The 22,536-nt window shown below is 55.4% G+C and carries 21 protein-coding genes; 10 read left to right on the top strand and 11 right to left on the bottom strand.

Going from position 1 to position 22,536, the window contains the following annotated elements; all coding sequences use genetic code 11:
- Positions 1-10: 10 nt before the first annotated feature.
- On the top strand, positions 11-730 hold the full coding sequence (gene pnuC, locus JY391_RS14630) for a nicotinamide riboside transporter PnuC (protein ID WP_211934521.1): 720 nt from the start codon (positions 11-13) through the stop codon (positions 728-730).
- Here the strand turns inward: pnuC and zitB are convergent.
- Entirely contained in the window at positions 727-1,668 is a 942-nt protein-coding gene (gene zitB / locus JY391_RS14625; RefSeq protein WP_042285230.1) for a CDF family zinc transporter ZitB, read from the bottom strand. The genes pnuC and zitB overlap by 4 nt on opposite strands.
- Positions 1,669-1,780: 112 nt before the next feature.
- Positions 1,781-2,173 carry a YbgS-like family protein gene (locus JY391_RS14620; protein ID WP_060569942.1) on the bottom strand — a complete coding sequence of 131 codons (393 nt, stop codon included), beginning with the start codon at positions 2,171-2,173 and terminating at the stop codon, positions 1,781-1,783.
- A gap of 316 nt (positions 2,174-2,489) precedes the next feature.
- On the opposite strand from JY391_RS14620, the gene aroG reads away from it, so the two are divergent.
- Positions 2,490-3,542 (top strand): 3-deoxy-7-phosphoheptulonate synthase AroG, encoded by a 1,053-nt coding sequence (aroG, locus tag JY391_RS14615; RefSeq protein ID WP_042285227.1) that lies wholly within the window; start codon positions 2,490-2,492, stop codon positions 3,540-3,542.
- Between the two features lie 129 nt (positions 3,543-3,671).
- Here the strand turns inward: aroG and gpmA are convergent, their stop codons facing one another.
- The 7 genes from gpmA to modE form a co-directional block, all read right to left on the bottom strand.
- On the bottom strand, positions 3,672-4,424 hold the full coding sequence (gene gpmA / locus JY391_RS14610; protein WP_042285226.1) for a 2,3-diphosphoglycerate-dependent phosphoglycerate mutase: 753 nt from the start codon (positions 4,422-4,424) through the stop codon (positions 3,672-3,674).
- Positions 4,425-4,645: 221 nt separating this feature from the next.
- On the bottom strand, positions 4,646-5,686 hold the full coding sequence (galM, locus tag JY391_RS14605; RefSeq protein ID WP_211934520.1) for a galactose-1-epimerase: 1,041 nt from the start codon (positions 5,684-5,686) through the stop codon (positions 4,646-4,648).
- Entirely contained in the window at positions 5,680-6,828 is a 1,149-nt protein-coding gene (galK, locus tag JY391_RS14600) for a galactokinase (protein ID WP_042285221.1), read from the bottom strand. The genes galM and galK overlap by 7 nt, the downstream gene beginning before the upstream one ends.
- Positions 6,829-6,830: 2 nt before the next feature.
- Positions 6,831-7,877 carry a galactose-1-phosphate uridylyltransferase gene (gene galT / locus JY391_RS14595; RefSeq protein WP_042285218.1) on the bottom strand — a complete coding sequence of 349 codons (1,047 nt, stop codon included), beginning with the start codon at positions 7,875-7,877 and terminating at the stop codon, positions 6,831-6,833.
- A 9-nt stretch (positions 7,878-7,886) separates the two neighbouring features.
- Positions 7,887-8,903, bottom strand: a complete 1,017-nt coding sequence (gene galE / locus JY391_RS14590; protein WP_211934519.1) for a UDP-glucose 4-epimerase GalE — start codon at positions 8,901-8,903, stop codon at positions 7,887-7,889.
- 206 nt (positions 8,904-9,109) lie between these two features.
- Positions 9,110-10,582, bottom strand: a complete 1,473-nt coding sequence (gene modF, locus JY391_RS14585; RefSeq protein ID WP_042285212.1) for a molybdate ABC transporter ATP-binding protein ModF — start codon at positions 10,580-10,582, stop codon at positions 9,110-9,112.
- A gap of 122 nt (positions 10,583-10,704) precedes the next feature.
- On the bottom strand, positions 10,705-11,493 hold the full coding sequence (modE, locus tag JY391_RS14580; RefSeq protein ID WP_211934518.1) for a molybdenum-dependent transcriptional regulator: 789 nt from the start codon (positions 11,491-11,493) through the stop codon (positions 10,705-10,707).
- A 128-nt stretch (positions 11,494-11,621) separates the two neighbouring features.
- On the opposite strand from modE, the gene JY391_RS14575 reads away from it, so the two are divergent.
- The 4 genes from JY391_RS14575 (at position 11,622) to modC (ending at position 14,459) form a co-directional block, all read left to right on the top strand.
- Positions 11,622-11,771 carry an AcrZ family multidrug efflux pump-associated protein gene (locus JY391_RS14575; RefSeq protein ID WP_000891513.1) on the top strand — a complete coding sequence of 50 codons (150 nt, stop codon included), beginning with the start codon at positions 11,622-11,624 and terminating at the stop codon, positions 11,769-11,771.
- Between the two features lie 164 nt (positions 11,772-11,935).
- On the top strand, positions 11,936-12,709 hold the full coding sequence (gene modA, locus JY391_RS14570) for a molybdate ABC transporter substrate-binding protein (protein ID WP_042285204.1): 774 nt from the start codon (positions 11,936-11,938) through the stop codon (positions 12,707-12,709).
- Positions 12,709-13,398, top strand: a complete 690-nt coding sequence (gene modB / locus JY391_RS14565) for a molybdate ABC transporter permease subunit (protein WP_042285202.1) — start codon at positions 12,709-12,711, stop codon at positions 13,396-13,398. The genes modA and modB overlap by 1 nt, the downstream gene beginning before the upstream one ends.
- A 2-nt stretch (positions 13,399-13,400) precedes the next feature.
- Positions 13,401-14,459: a molybdenum ABC transporter ATP-binding protein ModC gene (gene modC / locus JY391_RS14560; protein WP_211934517.1), complete on the top strand. Its 1,059-nt coding sequence runs from the start codon at positions 13,401-13,403 to the stop codon at positions 14,457-14,459.
- On the opposite strand, the gene JY391_RS14555 is transcribed toward modC, so the two are convergent.
- Positions 14,460-15,278 (bottom strand): pyridoxal phosphatase, encoded by an 819-nt coding sequence (locus JY391_RS14555; RefSeq protein ID WP_060569938.1) that lies wholly within the window; start codon positions 15,276-15,278, stop codon positions 14,460-14,462. It lies immediately after the preceding gene.
- 142 nt (positions 15,279-15,420) lie between these two features.
- On the opposite strand from JY391_RS14555, the gene pgl reads away from it, so the two are divergent.
- Positions 15,421-16,416: a 6-phosphogluconolactonase gene (gene pgl, locus JY391_RS14550; RefSeq protein ID WP_181821746.1), complete on the top strand. Its 996-nt coding sequence runs from the start codon at positions 15,421-15,423 to the stop codon at positions 16,414-16,416.
- 89 nt (positions 16,417-16,505) lie between these two features.
- Here pgl and JY391_RS14545 read toward each other — a convergent pair whose 3' ends face one another.
- A complete protein-coding gene (locus tag JY391_RS14545) occupies positions 16,506-17,429 on the bottom strand; it encodes a LysR family transcriptional regulator (protein WP_211934516.1) in 924 nt (307 codons plus the stop codon).
- Between the two features lie 177 nt (positions 17,430-17,606).
- Here JY391_RS14545 and JY391_RS14540 point away from each other — a divergent pair, with 177 nt between their 5' ends.
- The 3 genes from JY391_RS14540 (at position 17,607) to JY391_RS14530 (ending at position 22,467) form a co-directional block, all read left to right on the top strand.
- Complete coding sequence (locus JY391_RS14540) at positions 17,607-18,659, top strand: 4-oxalomesaconate tautomerase (RefSeq protein WP_211934515.1); 1,053 nt, start codon at positions 17,607-17,609, stop codon at positions 18,657-18,659.
- Positions 18,660-18,742: 83 nt separating this feature from the next.
- On the top strand, positions 18,743-20,176 hold the full coding sequence (locus JY391_RS14535; protein ID WP_211934514.1) for an anion permease: 1,434 nt from the start codon (positions 18,743-18,745) through the stop codon (positions 20,174-20,176).
- Positions 20,177-20,202: 26 nt separating this feature from the next.
- On the top strand, positions 20,203-22,467 hold the full coding sequence (locus JY391_RS14530; RefSeq protein ID WP_211934513.1) for a hydratase: 2,265 nt from the start codon (positions 20,203-20,205) through the stop codon (positions 22,465-22,467).
- Positions 22,468-22,536: the final 69 nt, after the last annotated feature.

The raw sequence follows: 22,536 nt of genomic DNA, 5'->3' as shown, positions 1-22,536 counted from the left end.
TGGGGGAAAGATGGACTTTTTTAGTACGCAAAACATTCTGGTACATATTCCGATCGGCGCCGGTGGTTACGATCTTTCATGGATTGAGGCGGTAGGCACCATCGCCGGACTGTTGTGCATTGGTCTTGCCAGCATGGAAAAGATCAGCAATTACGTTTTCGGGCTGATCAACGTGACGTTATTTGCCATCATTTTCTTTCAGATCCAACTCTATGCCAGCCTGCTGCTGCAACTGTTTTTCTTTGCGGCGAATATCTACGGCTGGTATGCGTGGTCGCGGCAGAATACCCAGAATGAGGCGGAACTGAAAATCCGCTGGCTACCGTTACCGAAAGCGCTGGGCTGGCTGGCCGTTTGTGTGGTGGCGATTGGTCTGATGACGGTGTTTATCGATCCGGTGTTTGCTTTTTTGACCCGCGTCGCTGTGACCCTAATGCAGGCGCTGGGGCTACAGGTGGTCATGCCCAATCTTCAGCCGGATGCCTTCCCGTTCTGGGATTCCTGCATGATGGTACTGTCGATTGTGGCGATGATACTGATGACGCGAAAATACGTCGAGAACTGGCTGTTATGGGTGGTGATCAACGTTATTAGCGTCGTGATCTTCGCGCTTCAGGGCGTATACGCCATGTCGCTGGAGTATCTGATCCTGACTTTTATTGCGCTCAACGGCAGTCGGATGTGGATTAACAGCGCACGCGAACGAGGCTCACGCGCGCTGTCTCATTAATGGTGATGATGTGTATGGCCGGACGCTGTCTCATTCAGATGGCAGTCCGGTCCTTCACAACGCTGGTACTCCATCTGAATGGTGGCGTGCGCAATCTGGTAGTGATGCACGAGAAAATGCTGAATGCGCGCCAGCAGGGCGTCATGATCGTGCGGTGGGATCACCTGCGCATGGAGCGTCATTACCGGTTTTTCACCCACCATCCAGACGTGGACGTGATGCACATTTCGCACCTCCGGGATTTCACGGCTGAGATGGCGTTTCAGCGCGGTGATATCCAGCGACACGGGCGCGCCCTCAAGCAACTCATTCACGCTGTCTTTCAACAGACGCCATGCGCTACGCAGGACTAACAGCGAGACCAGGATTGATAAAATGGGGTCAGCGGGCGTCCAACCCGTCCAGATAATTATCAGCGCGGCGACAATCGCCCCCACTGAACCCAGCAAATCCCCCATAACATGCAGAGCGGCGGCCCGCACGTTAAGGTTTTTCTCCTCACTGCCGCGATGCAGGATCCAGAACGCAAGGATATTCGCCAGCAAACCTGCCACGGCGATGGACATCATCATGCCGCCCGCTACCGGACGTGGCGTATAGAAGCGCTCAATCGCTTCCCAGACGATTAAAATAGTGATAACCACTAACGCAATCGCATTGACGAATGCGGCCAGCGTGGTGAGTCTCAGCCAGCCAAACGTATGACGTAACGTCGGCGGGCGGCGGGCAAACTGAACGGCCAGCAGGGCAAACAGCAATGCGGCGGCGTCAGTTAACATATGCCCGGCGTCCGCCAACAGCGCCAGCGAGCCGGAAAGAATCCCGCCAACGACCTCCAGCAGCATAAATCCCGCGGTGACGCAAAACGCGAGCAGTAACCGACGTGCGTTATTATCTTCAGGCAGATGAGGGGTTGAATGAGAGTGAGCGTGCGCCATGAATGTCATCCCTTTATGAATTCTCTGTTAACTGTATGACATCATACCGTTTTTGGTCGAATTAAATTAAAAAGGAGAGCCTTAGCTCTCCTGTTATCAGCCCGTTTTACCGTTACTGAGTGGTGCCATCCGTTTTGGTATCCACGTTGTTACTGGTGCCGTCGCCAGTTTCGACTTTCTTATTCACATCCGGACAGCGACCATCTTTACACATGGTGTTTTTATGCACCTCGTCTTTGGTCATCCCATCCTGGGTTGCAGACGTCCCGGTGGACTGCTGGGCGCCGCTGGTATTGGTGTTCGTGTTACCGGTATTGATGTTTGTGCCGTCGAGGTTATTCGGCGCGACGTTTTGTTTCGCATCCGGCGCGACCTGACCGGCTTCTGCGGCGGCGTTGGCCTGTCCGTTGTTCGTCTGGGCGCCGGTATCGGCAGCAAGCGCTGCGCCGCTGGCAAGGCTGAGTGTGGCAGTAAGAAACAGTGAAGCCAATTTTGTCATTTGCATAAGATGCTCCTGTTATGGTTCAGATGTCGGATAACGTCTTCCAACAGTGCATATGCCATGAAAGGACCAGGCAATAGTTTAAGATCCCATCCGGGCGTAATGGCCCAGTAGAGAATCTTGAAAAAATAAAAAAACTAAGCAGTTACAATTAAAAATTGTAGGTTAGATCTCGTTTTTCGCTACTTTCTGGTGTTTTTTTGCGAATTTCCAGGATTAATCCGTTCGAAGTGTAAAATCGCGTTTACACTTTCTGACTGACGATATAGATTGGAGGGATTGCATTCATTTATATAAGTATGGCAACACTGGACGAATCATGAATTATCAGAACGACGATTTACGCATCAAAGAGATCAACGAGTTATTACCCCCTGTCGCACTGCTGGAAAAGTTCCCCGCTACTGAAAATGCCGCAAATACCGTGGCCCATGCGCGTAAGGCGATTCACAAAATTTTAAAAGGCAACGACGACCGCCTGCTGGTCGTGATTGGTCCTTGCTCAATTCATGATCCGGTTGCCGCAAAAGAATACGCGGGCCGCCTGTTGGCGCTGCGTGAAGCGTTGAAAGACGAACTGGAAATCGTGATGCGCGTCTATTTCGAAAAGCCGCGCACCACCGTTGGCTGGAAAGGGCTGATCAACGATCCGCACATGGATAACAGCTTCCAGATCAATGATGGTCTGCGCATTGCGCGTAAGCTGCTGCTGGATATCAACGACAGCGGTCTGCCTGCGGCGGGTGAGTTTCTGGATATGATTACCCCACAATATCTGGCGGACCTGATGAGCTGGGGGGCGATTGGCGCGCGTACCACGGAGTCTCAGGTACATCGCGAACTGGCTTCTGGTCTTTCCTGCCCGGTAGGCTTCAAAAACGGCACCGATGGCACCATCAAGGTCGCTATTGACGCCATCAATGCCGCAGGCGCGCCGCACTGCTTCCTGTCGGTCACCAAGTGGGGCCACTCGGCGATCGTCAATACCAGCGGCAACGGTGACTGCCATATCATCCTGCGCGGCGGAAAAGAGCCAAACTACAGCGCCACGCACGTCGCGGCAGTGAAGGAAGGGCTGGCGAAGGCCGGTCTGCCCGCGCAAATCATGATCGATTTCAGCCATGCGAATTCCTGCAAGCAGTTTAAAAAGCAGATGGACGTTGGCGCTGACGTGTGCCAGCAGATCGCGGGCGGCGAGAAAGCGATCATGGGGGTGATGATCGAAAGCCACCTGGTAGAGGGCAATCAGAACCCGGACAGCGGTGAACCGCTGGTGTACGGCAAGAGTATTACCGATGCCTGCATTAGCTGGGAAGACACTGACGCCATTCTGCGCCAGCTCGCGGAAGCAGTAAAAGCACGGCGCGGGTAATCTTTCTCCTGTAAAAAAGCCGACTCAGTGAGTCGGCTTTTTCGTCTGTCGAGGTGGCTTAAGCGCCTAATCCGGCCCGGAAAGATCAACGATCCACAGGCCCGACAAGCGTAGCGACAGCAGACAGGCTTACTTCGCTTTACCCTGGTTTGCGACGGCGGCGGCTTTTGCGGCGATCTCGTCAGCATTACCCAGATAGTAGTGTTTGATCGGCTTGAAGTTTTCGTCGAACTCGTAAACCAGCGGCACCCCGGTCGGGATATTCAGTTCGAGGATCTCATCTTCGCTCATGTTATCGAGGTATTTCACCAGCGCACGCAGGGAGTTACCGTGAGCGGCGATAATCACGCGCTCGCCGCTCTTCATTCGCGGCAGAATGGTTTCGTTCCAGTAAGGGATAACGCGGTCGATGGTGAGCGCCAGGCTTTCGGTCAGCGGCAGCTCTTTTTCGGTCAGTTTTGCGTAACGCGGATCGTGACCCGGGTAGCGCTCGTCGTCTTTAGTCAGTTCCGGCGGGGTGACCGCGAAGCCGCGACGCCACTGTTTCACCTGCTCGTCACCGTACTTCTCGGCGGTTTCCGCTTTGTTCAGACCCTGCAACGCGCCGTAGTGACGTTCGTTCAGTTTCCAGGATTTTTCAACCGGCAGCCAGGCCTGATCCAGTTCGTCCAGCACGTTCCACAGGGTGTGGATGGCACGTTTCAGCACAGAGGTATAAGCAAAATCAAAGCTATAGCCTTCAGCTTTCAGCAGCTTACCCGCCGCTTTCGCTTCGCCCACGCCTTTCTCGGACAGATCGACATCGTACCAACCGGTAAAGCGGTTTTCGTTGTTCCACTGACTTTCGCCGTGGCGTACCAGCACCAGCTTCGTTACAGCCATATACTTACTCCTTAATACCGTTTAATGATAATAATTCTCATTATATTGCCGTTATTGATCAACAGCAACGCTTACGCATAACCATAGCGAAAATCAGACGGCAGTGTAAGGTTCTTGTGAACTCTGCGTTGCGATTTTGTCGTTGAGTGGCGGGGAATTAGTCAGCAGAGGAGAAAGTATGCCCGATGCGCTTTTGGCATCGGGCAATTTCAGCGAAACCGTCAGGACGGAATAAACCGATATTCCGTCACGCTGGCATATTCGTCGCCAGGACGCAGGAAGCAGTCCGGCTGTGGCCATTCCGGATGGTTCGGGCTGTCGGGCAGAAACTCGCTTTCCAGCGCCAGCCCCTGGTAATCCGCATATGGCACCGGACCGCGTGATGAGGTGCCAGCCAAATAGTTGCCAGAGTAAAACTGCAGCGCCGGAGCAGAGGTGTAAACCTCCATCTGCAATTTCTCATCCGCAGACCACAGACGGGCTGCGGGGGTACGGGCATCACCATTGGCCTGAAGCAGGAAGGCGTGATCGTAGCCTTTCACCTTGCGCTGATCGTCATCGGCAAGAAATTCGCTGGCAATGACTTTTGCGTGGCGAAAATCAAACGACGTACCGGCGACGGATTTTAGTCCGTCACGGGGGATCCCGCCTTCATCGACCGGCAGATACTGCTCCGCCAGGAGTTGCAGCTTATGCTGGCGCACGTCGGTCTGGTCGCCATCAAGGTTAAAGTAAACGTGGTTGGTCAGGTTGACCGGACAGGTCTTATCCACCGTGGCGCGATAGGTGATAGAGATGCGGTTATCGTCGGTCAGACGATACTGCGCCGTCGCGCCGAGATTGCCCGGATAGCCTTGGTCGCCATCATCTGAAGTTAACGCGAACAGCACCTGGCGTTCGTTTTGATTCACAATCTGCCAGCGGCGTTTATCAAACCCTTCCGGTCCGCCGTGCAGTTGGTTGACGCCCTGACTTGGCTGTAAGGTCACGGTTTCGCCGTTAAAAACATAGCGGCTGTCGGCGATACGGTTAGCGTAGCGACCGATTGACGCGCCAAGAAAGGCCGTCTGATCCTGATAGTGTTCCGGGCTGGCGCATCCCAGCAGCGCTTCACGCACGCTGCCGTCGGAAAGGGGAATTCGCGCGGAAAGTAAGGTAGCACCCCAGTCCATCAGCGTGACCACCATCCCTGCGCTATTGCGCAGGGTTAACAGGCGGTACGGCTGACCATCGGGTGCCAGTGCGGGTGTTTCATTCAGCACTGTCCTGCTCCTTGTGAGGGTTTGCAAACGTAAAATGTTTCTTTAATGCCGGTTTTCGCTTCGTACTGTTCTGCGACAGCCTGTTGAACGGCCGGTACCAGCGTCTCCGGGATCAGCGCCACGACGCAGCCGCCAAAGCCGCCGCCGGTCATGCGCACGCCGCCGTTCTCGCCGATAGTCTTTTTGACGATTTCCACCAGAGTATCGATCTGCGGTACGGTGATTTCGAAATCGTCACGCATGGAGGCATGAGATTGCGCCATCAGTTCACCCATACGCTTAAGGTCGCCTTTCTCCAGCGCGCTTGCCGCTTCAACAGTACGTGCGTTTTCAGTTAACACGTGACGCACGCGTTTGGCAACCAGCGGATCGAGTTCAGCGGCGACAGCGTTAAAGGCGTCGAGGCTGACGTCGCGCAGCGCAGGCTGCTGGAAGAATCGCGCGCCCGTTTCGCACTGCTCGCGACGGGTGTTGTATTCGCTGCCGACCAGCGTACGTTTGAAGTTACTGTTGATGATCACAATCGCCACGCCTTCAGGCATGGAAACCGCTTTAGTGCCGAGTGAGCGACAGTCGATCAGCAGCGCGTGATCTTTTTTACCCAGCGCGGAGATTAGCTGATCCATAATGCCGCAGTTGCAGCCGACAAACTGGTTTTCCGCTTCCTGGCCGTTCAGCGCGATCTGCGCGCCGTCCAGCGGCAGGTGGTAAAGCTGCTGGAACACGGTGCCGACCGCCACTTCCAGCGACGCGGATGAACTTAAACCTGCCCCCTGGGGCACATTACCGCTGATAACCAGATCTGCGCCGCCGAAGCTGGCGTCGCGTTTTTGCAGATGTTTTACTACGCCCCGCACATAGTTTGACCACTGCTGGCTGTCATGGGTGACAATCGGCGCGTCCAGCGAAAACACATCCATCTGGTTTTCGTAGTCAGCGGCAATCACCCGAACCTGACGGTCGTCGCGCGCGGCGCAGCTAATGACCGTCTGGTAGTCGATGGCGCAGGGTAGCACGAAGCCGTCGTTATAATCGGTATGCTCGCCGATAAGGTTAACGCGGCCTGGCGCCTGAATCGTGTGGGTGGCAGGGTAGCCGAATTTTTCAGCAAACAGAGAGAGTGTGTTCTCTTTCAGATTCATTTTTATACTCCGGATTCGCGAAAGTGGATGTCGCTGACCGCACGCAGGCGCTCTGCCGCTTGTTCGGCAGTGAGATCGCGCTGGGTTTCCGCCAGCATTTCGTAACCGACCATAAATTTGCGAACGGTCGCGGAACGCAGCAACGGCGGATAAAAGTGCGCATGCAACTGCCAGTGGTCGTTCTGTTCACCGTTAAATGGCGCGCCATGCCAGCCCATGGAGTAGGGGAAGGAGCAGGTAAACAGGTTGTCGTAACGACTGGTCAGTTTTTTGAGAGCCAGCGCCAAATCGGCGCGCTGGTCGTCGGTCAAGTCGGTAATGCGCAGGACATGGGTCTTGGGCAGCAGCAGGGTTTCGAACGGCCAGGCGGCCCAGTAAGGCACCACGGCCAACCAGTGTTCGGTTTCCACCACGGTACGGCTGCCGTCTGCCCGTTCACGCCGCACGTAGTCGAGGAGCATCGGCGAGCCCTGTTCGGCGAAATACGTTTTTTGCCGCTGATCTTCGCGTTCCGCTTCGTTAGGCAGAAAGCTGTTCGCCCAAATCTGTCCGTGCGGATGCGGATTAGAGCAGCCCATGGCCGCGCCTTTGTTCTCGAAAACCTGCACCCAGGGATACGTTTTGCCAAGCTCGGCGGTTTGCGTCTGCCAGGTTTTCACAATTTCCGTTAGCGCCGGCACGCTCAGTTCCGGCAGGGTTTTGCTGTGATCGGGCGAGAAACAAATGACGCGGCTGGTGCCGCGCGCGCTCTGGCAGCGCATCAGCGGATCGTGGTTTTCCGGCGCGTCGGGCGTATCGGTCATCAGCGCGGCGAAATCGTTGGTGAAAACGTAAGTGCCGGTGTAATCGGGGTTTTTATCGCCAGTGACGCGGGTGTTACCGGCGCACAGGAAGCAGTCCGGATCGTGAGAAGGCAGCGTCTCGTCTGCGGGCTTTTCCTGCGCGCCCTGCCAGGGGCGCTTGGCACGATGCGGTGAAACCAGAATCCACTGTCCGGTTAGCGGGTTAAAACGGCGATGTGGATGATCGACAGGGTTAAATGGGGTCACGATTCGTCCTTAATCCGGGTATCCCTGCGGATGGCGAGACTGCCAGTGCCAGGTGTCCTGCGCCATTTCGTCGAGGGTGCGCGTAACGCGCCAGTTCAGTTCGCGATCTGCTTTGCTGGCGTCTGCCCAGTAAGCAGGTAGATCGCCATCGCGGCGCGGCGCAAAATGGTAGTTAACGGGTTTGCCGCAGGCTTTACTGAACGCGTTGACCACGTCCAGGACGCTACTGCCGATGCCCGCGCCGAGGTTATAAATATGTACGCCCTGAATACCCGCCAGCTTTTCCATCGCCGCGACGTGACCGTCGGCCAAATCCATGACGTGAATGTAATCGCGTACGCCGGTACCGTCCTCGGTCGGATAGTCGTTGCCAAAAATGGCGAGGGAGTTGCGACGACCGACGGCCACCTGCGCAATGTAAGGCATCAGGTTATTCGGGATGCCCTGCGGGTCTTCCCCCATATCGCCTGATGGGTGCGCGCCGACCGGGTTAAAGTAGCGCAGCAGGGCGATGCTCCATTCCGGCTGCGCTTTTTGCAGATCGGTCAGGATCTGTTCGACCATCAGTTTGCTTTTCCCGTAGGGACTTTGCGGGGTGCCGGTCGGGAAGCTTTCAACATAAGGAATTTTCGGCTGGTCGCCGTAGACGGTGGCGGAGGAGCTAAAGATAATGTTTTTGACGTTGGCGGCGCGCATGGCGCTAATCAGCCGCAGGGTGCCGTTAACGTTATTGTCATAATACTCCAGCGGTTTGGCGACGGATTCCCCCACCGCTTTCAGACCGGCGAAGTGGATGACGGTATCAATCGCGTGGTCGTGGAGGATCTCGGTCATCAGCGCTTCATTGCGGATGTCGCCTTCGACAAAGGTCGGGTGTTTTCCGCCAAGACGTTCGATCACGGGAAGGACGCTGCGCTTACTGTTACAGAGGTTGTCAAGGATGATGACGTCGTGACCGTTTTTCAATAACTGCACGCATGTATGACTGCCAATGTAACCGCTACCACCGGTAACCAAAACTCTCATAATTCGCTCCGTTAAGCTTATGGTATGGAATAACCATAGCATAACAAAGATGCGAAAAGTGTGACACGGAATAAAATAGTGGAATCGTTTACACTAACCGTTTTTCACCGTTTGTAGTCAGTTATACGATTGTAAATCAAAAACTTTGGCAGGGATTGCGGCCTTTGTCCGAAAAAAAAGGGCGCTTTCGCGCCCACGGATGAAAACTAGCGCAATCGGGTCTGCTGATACACGTAGCGATCGCCCTCGGGGACAAACGCCAGCCGATGAGTGATACAGGCAGGGGCATCTTCCGCATGATGTGACACAAAGAGCAACTGGGTATCGCCTTCGCTAATCAGCACATCCACAAAACGGCGAATCAGCTGGCGGTTAAGCGGATCCAGTCCCTGTAACGGTTCGTCGAGGATCAGTAACGTTGGGTGTTTTACCAGCGCGCGGGTAATCAGCGCCAGCCGCTGCTGACCCCAGGAAAGACTATGGAAAGGCGCGTCAGCAGTCTGTTTATCGATGCCGAGGATATCCAGCCACTGTTGCGCCAGCTTCTGTTGGCGGTCAGAAACGGCCTGATAGATGCCGATAGAGTCAAAGTAGCCAGAGAGGATGACATTACGCACCGTGGTGCTGACGCGATAATCAAGGTGCAGGCTGCTGCTGACATAGCCAATATGCTTCTTGATGTCCCAGATGGTTTCACCGCTGCCGCGACGGCGACCAAACAGCGTAAGGTCATTACTGTAACCCTGTGGGTGATCGCCGGTGATAAGACTCAGCAGCGTTGATTTTCCCGCGCCGTTGGGGCCGACAATCTGCCAGTGCTCACCGGGGTTAACCTGCCAGTTCAGATGATGCAGGATAGGACGATCGTTATACGAAACCACGCCGTCACGAAGGACAATACGCGCGTCATTTGCGGCCAGAAGATGCCGCGCCGCGGGTTCGTCGGGTTCCGGCAGGCTGACGCCTTCCAGACGTTCGCTATGGGCGAGCTGAGCGATGAGCGCCTGCTGTAACAGCGCGTCTTTCGCGCCGGTTTCGGTGAGTGCGCAGTCGGCCACTACCCCGGCATACTGGATAAAATCAGGCATTTCATCGAAGCGGTTCAGTACCAGCACCAGCGTGATGCCGGATTGATGCAGCGTCTCAAGTAGCCCCGACAATTGCTGGCGTGAGGCGACGTCCAGCCCGTCAAACGGTTCATCGAGGATCAATAAATCCGGCTCGGACATCAGCGCCTGGCAAAGCAGGGTTTTACGCGTTTCGCCAGTGGAAAGGTACTTGAAGCGGCGCGCAAGAAGATGAGAGATGCCGAATTGCAGCGCCAGTTCCTCGCAGCGGGACCGGTTTTTCACCTCGTCCTGAATGATTTCTGCGGTCGTGCGGCCGGTGTCGTCTTCACCGGGGCTGAGCATGTCGGTGTTATTGCGCTGCCATTCGTCGCTGACCAGCTTTTGTAGCTGTTCGAAGGAGAGGCGAGTGATACGGGTAAACTGACAATGGCGTTCGCCTTTGAGTAGCGGGAGTTCTCCCGCCAGCGCGCGTGCCAGCGCCGACTTCCCGCTTCCGTTCGCGCCAACAAACGCCCAACTTTCGCCCGCGGTTAACGAAGCGGAATCAAGCTGAAGCGTTTTTGTGTCGCTCAGGCGAAACGTGCCTTGCGAAATTTGCAACGATGACATTTAGTATCCCATTTTTTGCAGCGATGAATAACAGGGATACGTTGTCCGGACAGGAATGTCAATGCGTTTTGCGCGAGCGCTGACGGTAGCCGAAATGCAAAGAAGAACGCCTGAACGGTTTCTCAGCACAACGTGGCGATGATGACGTTATCGGCATCAAAAAAGGCCGTCACGCTGTCGCCCTGGGCAAGCGTTGCGGCGTTTTCTAGCGGCACCGTCGCGCACAACGATTGACCGTCCGCCAGCGTCATCAATACTTCGCACTGCTCTACGCCGCGTTCAATATGACTAATCGTCCCTTTAAGCTGATTATCTGCCGTCTGCGCGACGGCGTCGTCCTGGGTGAGGCCCACCCACGGCGCTTTCAATAACACCAGCACCTCTTTGCCTTCGTTAAGCCCCAGACGTTCGCCGCTTTGCGCGGTAATCGCGACTTTTAGCCGCGTTTCGCCATCCGCCAGCAAAACGTCTACATGCTGCTGCACCCGATCGTGGTCGCGGCCGGTAATGGTGCCAAACCACTGGTTGCGCGCGCTGGTTTGTAAGGAAAAGCGTGAAATGGCGGCCAGCAGACTGTCGAGGGGAAGCGCATCGTCGTCGCTCAGAACATCAAACGCCTTTTGCTGTATCTGCGCCAGTAAGTCGTAGAGTTGGATCAGGCGCTGTCCGTAGCGGGTTAATACCGCGCCGCCGCCGCCCTTGCCGCCGGTGGCGCGTTCGACCAGCGTCTGCTCGCTGAGCTGGTTCATCTCGTTAATGGCGTCCCAGGCGCTTTTATAGCTAATGCCCGCGTCTTTCGCACCCTGACTAATGGAGCCGGAAAGCGCAATATGCTTAAGCAGAGAAATGCGTCGAGGGTCGGCAAACAGTTTTTGCTGCAGTTTAAGGGTAAGAAGGATTTCGGCTTGCATAACACGATCCTGGCAAAAGGACTATTGTGACGGAAAACCCCGCCTGCGCATAGACGACCGCACAAAAGGGGAGTGCTTTTCTCGATGATGCGGTTAGAATACTTAAAGAACTGAATCAGGAGATGACCATGTTAGAGTTATTGAAAAGTCTGGTATTCGCCGTGATCATGGTGCCCGTGGTAATGGCCATTATCCTGGGGCTGATTTACGGTCTGGGTGAAGTGTTTAACATTTTCTCCGGCATCGGCCAGAAAGATCAGTCCAGACAAAACCGTTAATTTCCCGACGCCCGCTCTGTCGGGCGTTTTTCTTTGCTCAAGTTCCCGTATTTCCTGCCGATAGTTTTCCTGATCCCTCCCGAATGGGTAGTAATAACCGCTGGGAAATTGCTGGAATTATCGTTATATTGTCCGCTACATAACGATACGCACAGGAGCTTTCAATGGCACGTTCATGGCTACGTCTGGTTGCCGGGGCAACACTTTCTCTTACTCTTGCCGGGCAGGCGCTGGCAGGTGAGGGCAAAATCACCGTTTTTGCAGCGGCTTCGCTGACCAACGCGATGCAGGATATCGCGGCCGTTTATAAAAAAGAAAAAAACGTTGAGGTGGTTTCCTCTTTCGCATCCTCTTCTACCCTGGCGCGACAAATCGAAGCGGGCGCTCCGGCAGATGTGTTTATTTCCGCCGACCAGAAATGGATGGATTACGCGGTAGACAAAAAAGCGATAGATACCGCGTCACGCCAGACGCTGTTGGGGAACAGCCTGGTTGTCGTCGCGCCCAAAGCAAGCGAACAAAAAGATTTTACTGTCGACAACAAAACCGACTGGACCCGCCTGCTTGACGGCGGACGTCTGGCCGTAGGCGATCCGGAACATGTTCCGGCCGGCATTTACGCGAAAGAAGCGCTGCAAAAACTGGGCGCATGGGATACGCTAGCGCCGAAACTGGCGCCTGCGGAAGACGTGCGCGGCGCGCTGGCGCTGGTGGAGCGTAACGAAGCGCCGCTGGGAATCGTTTACGGTTCCGATGCCGTCGCCAGTAAAGGCGTGAAAGTGGTGGCCACGTTCCCTGAAGCGTCACATCAGAAAGTGGAATACCCCATCGCCATAGTGGATGGACATAAAAACGCAACGGTCAGCGCCTTTTGTGATTACCTGAAAGGGCCGCAGGCGTCAGCTATTTTTAAACGTTACGGATTTACGACGAAGTAATGATACTGAGCGATCCCGAATGGCAGGCCGTACTTCTGAGCCTGAAAGTGTCATCCCTGGCCGTACTCTTCAGTCTGCCGTTTGGGATTTTCTTTGCCTGGCTGCTGGTGCGCTGTCGTTTCCCGGGCAAAGCATTGTTGGACAGCCTGTTGCATCTGCCGCTGGTCTTACCGCCGGTGGTAGTGGGATACCTGCTGTTGGTCTCGATGGGCCGTCGCGGAATTATCGGCCAGTGGTTGTATGACAGCTTCGGCATCACCTTTGCCTTTAGCTGGCGCGGCGCGGTGCTGGCGGCGGCCGTGATGTCGTTTCCCCTGATGGTGCGCGCTATCCGGCTGGCGCTGGAAGGGGTGGATACCCGACTGGAGCAGGCTGCCCGAACACTCGGAGCCGGGCGCTGGCGCGTCTTTTTCACTATAACTTTACCGCTTACGTTGCCGGGGATTATTGTGGGTACGGTGCTGGCGTTTGCTCGCTCCCTCGGCGAGTTTGGCGCGACCATTACTTTTGTTTCCAACATTCCCGGCGAAACGCGCACCCTTCCTTCGGCGATGTACACGCTGATCCAGACGCCCGGTGGGGAAAGCGCGGCGGCGCGGCTTTGCGTGATCTCCATCGTGCTGGCATTGATTTCATTGCTGATCTCCGAATGGCTGGCGCGCATCAGCCGCACGCGGACGGGGCAATAATCATGCTGGAACTCAATTTCACCCAGACGCTGGGCACTCACCGCCTGACGATTAATGAAACGCTGCCCGCCAGCGGCATCACCGCCATTTTTGGCGTCTCCGGCGCGGGAAAAACCTCCTTGATCAACGCCATCAGCGGACTGACGACGCCGCAGACCGGCCGTATTATGCTTAATGGGCGGGTGCTGAACGACAGTGAGCGCCGCATCTGCCTGACGCCGGAAAAGCGCCGGGTGGGCTATGTGTTTCAGGATGCGCGGCTGTTTCCGCATTATAAAGTGCGCGGCAACCTGCGTTACGGCATGGCAAAAAGCATGGCCGGACAGTTCGACAAGCTGGTGGCGTTATTAGGTATCGAATCGTTGCTCGACCGTTTGCCGGGCGACCTCTCCGGCGGTGAAAAGCAGCGGGTGGCGATAGGCCGGGCGCTACTGACCGCCCCGGAACTGCTGCTGCTTGACGAGCCGTTAGCCTCTCTGGACATTCCTCGAAAGCGTGAACTGCTGCCGTATCTACAACGACTGGCGCAGGAAATTAACATCCCGATGCTGTACGTCAGCCATTCACTGGATGAGATCCTGCATCTCGCGGATAACGTAATGGTGCTGGAAGACGGCCAGGTGAAAGCGTTTGGCGCGCTGGAGGAGGTATGGGGAAGCAGCGTAATGCACCCGTGGCTGCCGAAAGAACAGCAGAGCAGTGTGCTCAAGGTCAGCGTGCTGGAACACCATCCACACTATGCGATGACCGCGCTGGCGCTGGGAGACCAGCATGTGTGGGTTAATAAGCTGGATGAACCGTTACACCGTACGTTGCGCATTCGCATTCAGGCGTCGGATGTATCGCTGGTACTGCAACCACCGCAGCAGACCAGTATCCGCAACGTTCTGCGGGCGAAGGTGATCACCTGTCTTGACGATTGCGGCCAGGTGGAAGTGCAGCTTGAAGTAGGCGGTAAAACGCTATGGGCGCGTATCAGCCCGTGGGCCAGAGATGAACTGGCTATCAAGCCTGGTCTCTGGCTGTACGCGCAAATCAAGAGCGTGTCGATTACCGCCTGATCACAGCAGGTGAGTGTAAATAAATTTGGCGATGCTGTCGGTCGTGTTATCGCCAATCACCACGTTGGCGCGGGCTTTCACCGCGTCATCGGCATTGCCCATCGCCACCCCGGTCCCGGCCGCCTCCAGCATGCTGATGTCATTGTAGTTGTCGCCAAAGGCAATCACGTTCGCCATCGAACCGCCCTGAGACTCGATCCATCGCGTCAGGCGATTCCCTTTACTGTTGCCTTTGCGGGCTATATCGACCTGATCGTGCCATGACCATTCGCATTCCAGTCCCAGCGCTTGCTCAACCTGTTTACCAAACTGCTGCAGTTTAGGAATATCTTCATCGGTCAGGGCAAATTTCCATACCGCGTTGACGTCATGGGCGGCCTGGGCCAGCGAAGGCACCTGCGTGAAGACCGGACGCTGCTCCGGCGGCAGCGTCTGCGCCCAGTTCGACGTGCGGATCACGTGTCCGGTCGGGCGTTCATACAGCATGGCGTTGTCGACATACATCAGGCCGTGGATCTGATGTTCATCCAGCATATCTATCAGTTGCAGTGCCTGGTTAACCGGCAGCGGGTCGGATTCAAGCACACTTTTTGCATGATAATCATACAAATAGGTGCCGTTACAGCAAATTGCAGGTGTATCCAGCTTCAGTGCCTGATAAAAAGGATGAATCGCAACGTGATGGCGCCCGGTGACGATGATAAGTTGATAGCCTGCGTCCTTTGCCCGGGAGAGCGCTTCGAGCGATGAAGGGAGCAAGGTCTTTTGCGGGGTCAGTAAGGTTCCATCCAAATCCAGGGCAATCACGCGTGCAGTCATAACGTTATCCAGATAAATGTTGAAAAATGCGTCTGCCGGAATGGTACACCGGGACGGGAAGCGGACAAATTAATTCAGCATTTACTGACAAAACCGTCTACGTTGGTAAATTGCAGCAGTTGCCAAAAGCCAAGGAGTATTCATGAAGCAAACAGTTTATACCGCCAGCCCAGAGAGTCAGCAGATCCATGTCTGGCGTCTGCAACACGACGGTGCGTTGAGCCTGGTTCAGGTCGTCGACGTTCCGGGGCAGGTTCAGCCGATGGTGGTCAGCCCGGATAAACGTTTTCTGTACGTGGGCGTGCGACCTGAGTTCCGCGTACTGGCTTATCGGATTGCGCCGGATGATGGCGCGCTGACCTTTGCCGCTGAATCCGCGCTGCCGGGCAGCCCGACGCACATTTCCACCGATCATCAAGGGCGTTTCGTTTTTGTCGGCTCGTACAATGCCGGAAACGTCAGCGTCACGCGTCTGGAGGACGGGTTGCCGGTCGGGCTGGTAGACGTAGTGGAGGGGCTGGAGGGGTGCCACTCGGCTAATATTTCACCCGACAACCGCACCCTGTGGGTACCTGCGCTGAAGCAGGATCGCATCTGCCTGTTCACCCTGAGCGATGATGGCAAACTGGTGGCGCAGGAACCGGCGGAAGTGACCACCGTTGAAGGGGCGGGGCCGCGCCATATGGCGTTCCATCCAAACCAGCAGTACGCCTATTGTGTTAACGAACTGAACAGTTCCGTAGACGTTTGGGAGCTGAAAGATCCGCATGGCAAGATCGAATGCGTACAAACGCTGGATATGATGCCCGCTGATTTTGCCGATACGCGTTGGGCGGCGGACATTCATATTACGCCGGACGGACGTCATCTGTACGCCTGCGACCGGACCGCCAGCCTGATTACGGTGTTCAGCGTTTCCGAAGACGGCAGCGTGCTGAGCAAGGAGGGCTTCCAGCCGACCGAAACCCAGCCTCGCGGCTTCAACGTCGATCACAGCGGAAAATACCTGATTGCCGCCGGACAGAAATCGCACCATATCGCGGTATATGAAATTTCCGGCGTGCAGGGTTTATTAACGGAGAAAGGGCGTTATGCGGTTGGCCAGGGGCCGATGTGGGTCGTGGTTAACGCGTATTAAGCCACGTAAACGGGCCGGGAAGGACTTTCCTGGCCGAATAAATGCGACAATGCGGAGTGTCGGGCGCTGCCGCCAACCGGCGGGGGCGCTCACTCCGAAACCGGACGCCACAGCAGGTCGCTCTGGTCGGTCCATAATTTCAGCAGCAGGTTAAAAAAGCGCTCCGCAGGCGGCGAAAGAACCGCGTCTTTACGACGAATGATGCCCAGCGTGCGGCGGATGACCGGTTCGACCAGCGGAATGCCGAGCAGCGTCGGGTGCGGCGTCTGCGGCATCGCCAGCCCCGGTAGCGCCGACACGCCAAGCCCCGCTTCGACCAGACCGAGCGAGGTGGACAGATGGCGAACCTCATAAAACCACTCCAGCTTCCAGGGCTTATCCGCCAGCTGTTGCTCTATCAGCAGCCGGTTTCCGCTCGACGAGCGCACGCCGATCAGCGTGTGATTCACCAGTTCCTGCCATTCAACCAGCTGTCTGCTGGCGAGGGGATGATCGCGCCGACATGCCAGGACGAACGGTTCGTTCACCAGCGGGGTAAAGTCTATCGATGAATTTGTGATGTTGTTCATGTTTATGCCGAAGTCAGCCTCATTGCAAAGAACGGACTCCATGCAATTATGCGTGCCCTGTTCCATAATGCGCACATTAATATTGGGGTATAACTCATTAAATTTCCCTATGGCCTGCGGCAAAAAATAGAACACCGCCGTTGGAATACAGGACAGGGTGATTCTGCCTCGCTGATGTGTATTCATTTCTCGAATATTAAACAGCATTTCATCAAGCTTTTTAATTATCTCCCGCGCTTCCGGTAACAGTATTTTGCCCGCTTTTGTTAACGTAACTTTACGCGTTGTCCGTTCAAAAAGAATTACCTGTAAATCTTCTTCCATCTTTTTTATTCTGCGTGTTAATGCAGGTTGCGTAATATTAAGTAATTTTGCAGCATTGTTAAAAGATTCTGACTCTGCCAGCGTGACAAACGCTTTCATACTTGATAGTTGGTGTTTCATTGCCACTCCACAAATAAAAAAGCTGGCGTCGCCAGCCCGGGAACAGGCCTCAGTTTACCTTTAGTCCACGCAGGATGATTAATAAATAAAAGTCACTAATAGGAAAATCAAAGTCATTAGCCAGGCCGTTTTTCACGTGTAATTCTGTTTTGCGTAATAATTATTGAGGACACTGACGTGAAAAAAATACCCTGCGTAATGATGCGTGGAGGAACCTCGCGCGGCGCATTTTTACGGGCTGAGGATCTGCCTGAGAATACGGCTCAACGCGACGCGGTATTAATATCGATTATGGGATCGGGCAATGAACTGGAGATAGACGGTATCGGTGGGGGAAATCCCCTGACCAGCAAGGTTGCCATCGTCAGCCGCTCCGCCGCCCCAGATGCCGATATCGATTACCTCTTTGCCCAGGTGCTGGTCCATGAGCAGCGCGTCGACACCACGCCAAACTGCGGCAACATGCTCTGCGCCGTCGGCGCGTTCGCTATAGAGCAAGGGCTGGCTGCCGCCACTTCCCCTGTCACCCGGGTACGTATCCGCAACGTGAATACCCATACCCTTATTGAAGCGGACGTACAGACACCGAACGGCGCGGTGAATTATGAAGGAACGGTCAAAATCGACGGCGTACCGGGAACCGCGGCCCCCGTCGCGCTGACTTTCCTCAATGCCGCCGGGGCGAAAACCGGCAGGCTTTTCCCGACCGGCCAGCCGCTTAACTATTTTGACGCGGTGCCAACCACCTGTATCGATATGGCGATGCCGGTAGTGATAATTCCCGCCGACTATTTAGGTAAAACCGGCTATGAAACGGCGGCGGAACTGGACGGCGATGCGCAGCTTCTGGCGCGAATCGAGTCTATTCGTCTGCAGGCGGGGCTGGCGATGGGGCTGGGCGATGTCGCGAATAAGGTGATTCCGAAACCAGTATTAATTTCTCCACCACAAAAAGGCGGCACCCTGAATGTGCGTTATTTCATGCCGCACGCCTGCCATAAAGCGCTGGCGATAACCGGCGCGATTGCTATCGCCAGCAGCTGCGCGATTGCCGGTACCGTAACCCGTCAGATCATTCCGTTCCCCGGCAACGGCAAAATTACCCTCGAGCATCCGGGCGGCAGCCTCGATATTCAGTTAAGTAATCAAAGTGACGACCCAACAACGCTTCGCGCTTCCGTTATTCGCACCGCAAGGAAAATATTTTCCGGAGACGTTTATCTTCCGTAAGTGCCAAAAACACATTTCGTTGTGATTAAGGAAAGTCGAACAGACGTCTGTCTATTTCTGCACAGATCCATCAGGACATAAAAATGAATGTGAAATCATTATGGAAGCTAATAACGATATTAGCGATCCCTTGCGTGATAGGTTTACTGCCTGCGCCTGCCGGTTTAAGCGAGCTGGCCTGGGTGCTGTTTGGCATTTATCTGGCGGCGATCGTCGGGCTGGTCATTAAACCTTTCCCGGAGCCGGTCGTGTTATTGATGGCCGTTGCGGCATCAATGGTGGTGGTCGGCAATTTAGGCGCCGGTCAGTTTAAGACCAGCAGCGTGCTGAGCGGTTATGCCTCCGGCACGACGTGGCTGGTGTTCTCCGCCTTTACCCTGAGCGCCGCTTTTGTCACTACCGGGCTGGGTAAACGCATCGCCTACATCCTGATCGGTAAAATCGGCAACACCACGCTGGGATTGGGCTACGTCACCGTTTTTCTCGATCTGGTGCTCGCCCCGGCGACCCCGTCAAATACGGCGCGGGCAGGGGGGATTGTCCTGCCCATTATCAACAGCGTGGCGGTGGCGCTGGGATCGGAACCTGATAAAAGTCCGCGTCGCGTCGGGCATTACCTGATGATGACGGTGTATATGGTGACCAAGACCACCAGCTATATGTTTTTTACCGCGATGGCGGGAAATATTCTGGCGCTAAAAATGATCAACGACATCTGCCATCTGCAGATCAGCTGGGGCGGATGGGCGCTGGCAGCCTTGCTGCCAGGAATGGTGATGCTGCTGTTAGCGCCGCTGGTTATCTATTTCATGTACCCGCCGGAAATTAAGAAAGTAGATAATAAAACCATCGCCCGGGCGGGACTGGAGAATTTAGGGCCGATGAAAGTGCGCGAAAAAATGCTGCTGAGCATTTTCGTACTTGCCCTGCTGGGATGGATCTTCAGTAAAAGTCTCGGTATTGATGAATCCACAGTCGCTATCGTGGTAATGGGGGCGATGCTTCTGCTGGGCGTGGTGAGCTGGGACGACGTGGTCAAAAATAAAGGCGGCTGGAATACCTTAATCTGGTACGGCGGCATTATTGGTCTGAGTTCATTTTTATCGAAAGTGAAATTTTTTGACTGGCTGGCAGAACTTTTCAAAAATAATATTTCCTTTGATAACCATAGCAATATCGCATTTTTTATCATTCTGTTTCTCAGCATTATCGTGCGTTATTTCTTTGCCTCCGGCAGCGCCTATATTGTGGCGATGATGCCGGTCTTCGCAATGCTGGCAAACGTCTCTGGCGCGCCATTAATGTTAACCGCGCTGGCGCTGCTTTTTTCCAACTCCTATGGCGGCATGGTAACTCATTACGGCGGCGCTGCCGGCCCGGTTATTTTCGGCGTGGGATATAACGACATTAAATCGTGGTGGCTGGTCGGCGCCATGCTGACATTCATCACTTTCCTGGTTCATATCACGCTGGGCGTCTGGTGGTGGAACCTGCTTATCGGCTGGAACATGCTGTAATCACTCATAGCGGTACGGAGTTTGTAATGATTAAGTTATATGAGAAAGGGATCTATCTCAGCGACAATAACGAGATAATTGCTGAAGAACACTATTCCGGCGCAGTCAGTAAAGACGATGCTAAAAAAGGCACTATCGCCTGGTCGATCCTGGCGGCGCATAATACCTCCGGCGACATGCGCAAACTGAAAATTAAATTTGATGCGCTCACCTCTCATGATATTACCTTTGTCGGCATTATTCAGACGGCAAAAGCCTCCGGTATGGAGCGGTTTCCACTGCCCTATGTCCTGACCAACTGCCATAACTCACTGTGCGCCGTCGGGGGGACGATAAACGGCGACGATCACCTGTTTGGCCTGTCGGCGGCGCAGCGTTATGGCGGTATTTTTGTGCCGCCGCACATCGCGGTCATCCATCAGTACATGCGCGAAATGATGGCCGGCGGCGGGAAGATGATCCTTGGTTCAGACAGCCATACCCGCTATGGCGCGCTGGGGACGATGGCCATTGGTGAAGGGGGCGGCGAACTGGTTAAGCAGCTGCTGAATGATACCTGGGACTGCGATTATCCGGGCGTGGTGGCGGTCTGGCTGACCGGTAAACCGGCGCCGGGCGTCGGCCCGCAGGACGTGGCGCTGGCGATTATTGGCGCGGTGTTCAAAAACGGCTACGTTAAAAATAAAGTGATGGAGTTTGTCGGGCCGGGCATCCGCAACCTCTCCACGGATTTCCGTAACAGCGTCGACGTCATGACCACGGAAACGACCTGTCTCAGCTCCGTCTGGCAGACCGATGAAGAAATTCAGCAATGGCTGGCCCTGCACGGACGCGAAGAGGCCTATCGCCCGCTGGCGCCGCAGCCGCTTGCCTATTACGACGGCTGCATCTCGGTGGATCTGAGCGCTATCAGGCCAATGATCGCCTTGCCTTTCCATCCGAGCAATGTCTATGAAATAGCAACGTTGCAGGAAAACTTAAGCGATATTCTGCACCAGGTTGAAGTTGACGCGCAGCGCATTGCGCAAGGGAAGGCCGGGCTTTCGCTGCTCGATAAAGTCGAAAACGGTCGTCTGAAGGTGCAGCAGGGGATCATTGCCGGCTGTTCCGGCGGCAACTATGAGAATGTGGTGGCCGCCGCCAACGCGCTGCGCGGACATTCATGCGGCGACAACGCCTTCTCGCTGTCCGTTTATCCCTCCTCACAGCCAGTATTTATGGCGCTGGCGAAGCAGGGGAAGGTCAGCGATCTGATGGGCGCTGGCGCGATTATCCGCACCGCCTTCTGCGGTCCCTGTTTTGGTGCGGGCGATACGCCGGTGAATAACGGACTCAGCATTCGTCATACCACGCGTAACTTCCCCAACCGCGAGGGATCGAAACCGGGCAACGGTCAGATGTCCGCCGTCGCGCTGATGGACGCGCGTTCCGTGGCCGCCACTGCGGCGAACGGCGGCGTGCTTACCGCCGCAACGGAGCTGGACTGCTGGGATAACGTACCGGCCTACCGCTTCGATCCTGCGCCCTACCAGAATCGCGTCTATCAGGGCTTTGTGAAAGGCGCCACCGCACAGCCACTGATCTACGGGCCGAATATCAAAGACTGGCCGGAAATGGGCGCGCTGACCGATAATATTCTGCTGAAGGTGTGCGCGAAAATCCTCGACGACGTCACCACCACCGATGAGCTTATTCCGTCCGGCGAAACCTCTTCTTATCGTTCAAATCCGGTGGGACTGGCGGAATTTACCCTGTCGCGCCGCGACCCGGAATATGTGGGCAAAAGCAAAACGGTCGCCGCGCTGGAGAAACGGCGGCGGGCGGGAGAGACGGACGAACTGGCTTCGGTATTTGCGGGTATACGGCAAATCGCCGGTCAGGAGCGGGTGGTTGCGGCTGAAACCGGTATTGGCAGCGTAATTTATGCCGTGAAGCCCGGCGATGGCTCTGCGCGCGAGCAGGCGGCAAGCTGTCAGCGCGTGATTGGCGGGCTGGCGAATATTGCGCAGGAATATGCCACCAAACGCTACCGCTCAAATGTGATTAACTGGGGAATGCTGCCGCTGCAAATGGTGGAAGCGCCGTCGTTTGAAGTGGACGACTATATTTATATCCCCGGCATACGCGCGGCGCTGGAGCGCTGCGGCGAAAAAATGACGGCATGGGTAATTCGTGATGGCGCGCCGGTGGGCGAAATCAGTCTGTATATGGAAAGTCTCACCGCCGAGGAGCGTGAAATCATTAAAGCGGGCAGCCTGATTAATTTCAACCGGGCGCGTCTGACGCCATGATGTGAAAACGGGTCGTCACGGTGAGGTGACGACCCGCAGGTCTACTATGCGTAGCGTCATCAGGCCGGT

This window comes from Citrobacter sedlakii, assembly GCF_018128425.1.
Taxonomy (GTDB): Bacteria; Pseudomonadota; Gammaproteobacteria; order Enterobacterales; family Enterobacteriaceae; genus Citrobacter_A; species Citrobacter_A sedlakii.
Note: the sequence above shows the minus strand (reverse complement) of the source record. Positions and strands in the feature narration are given on the sequence as shown.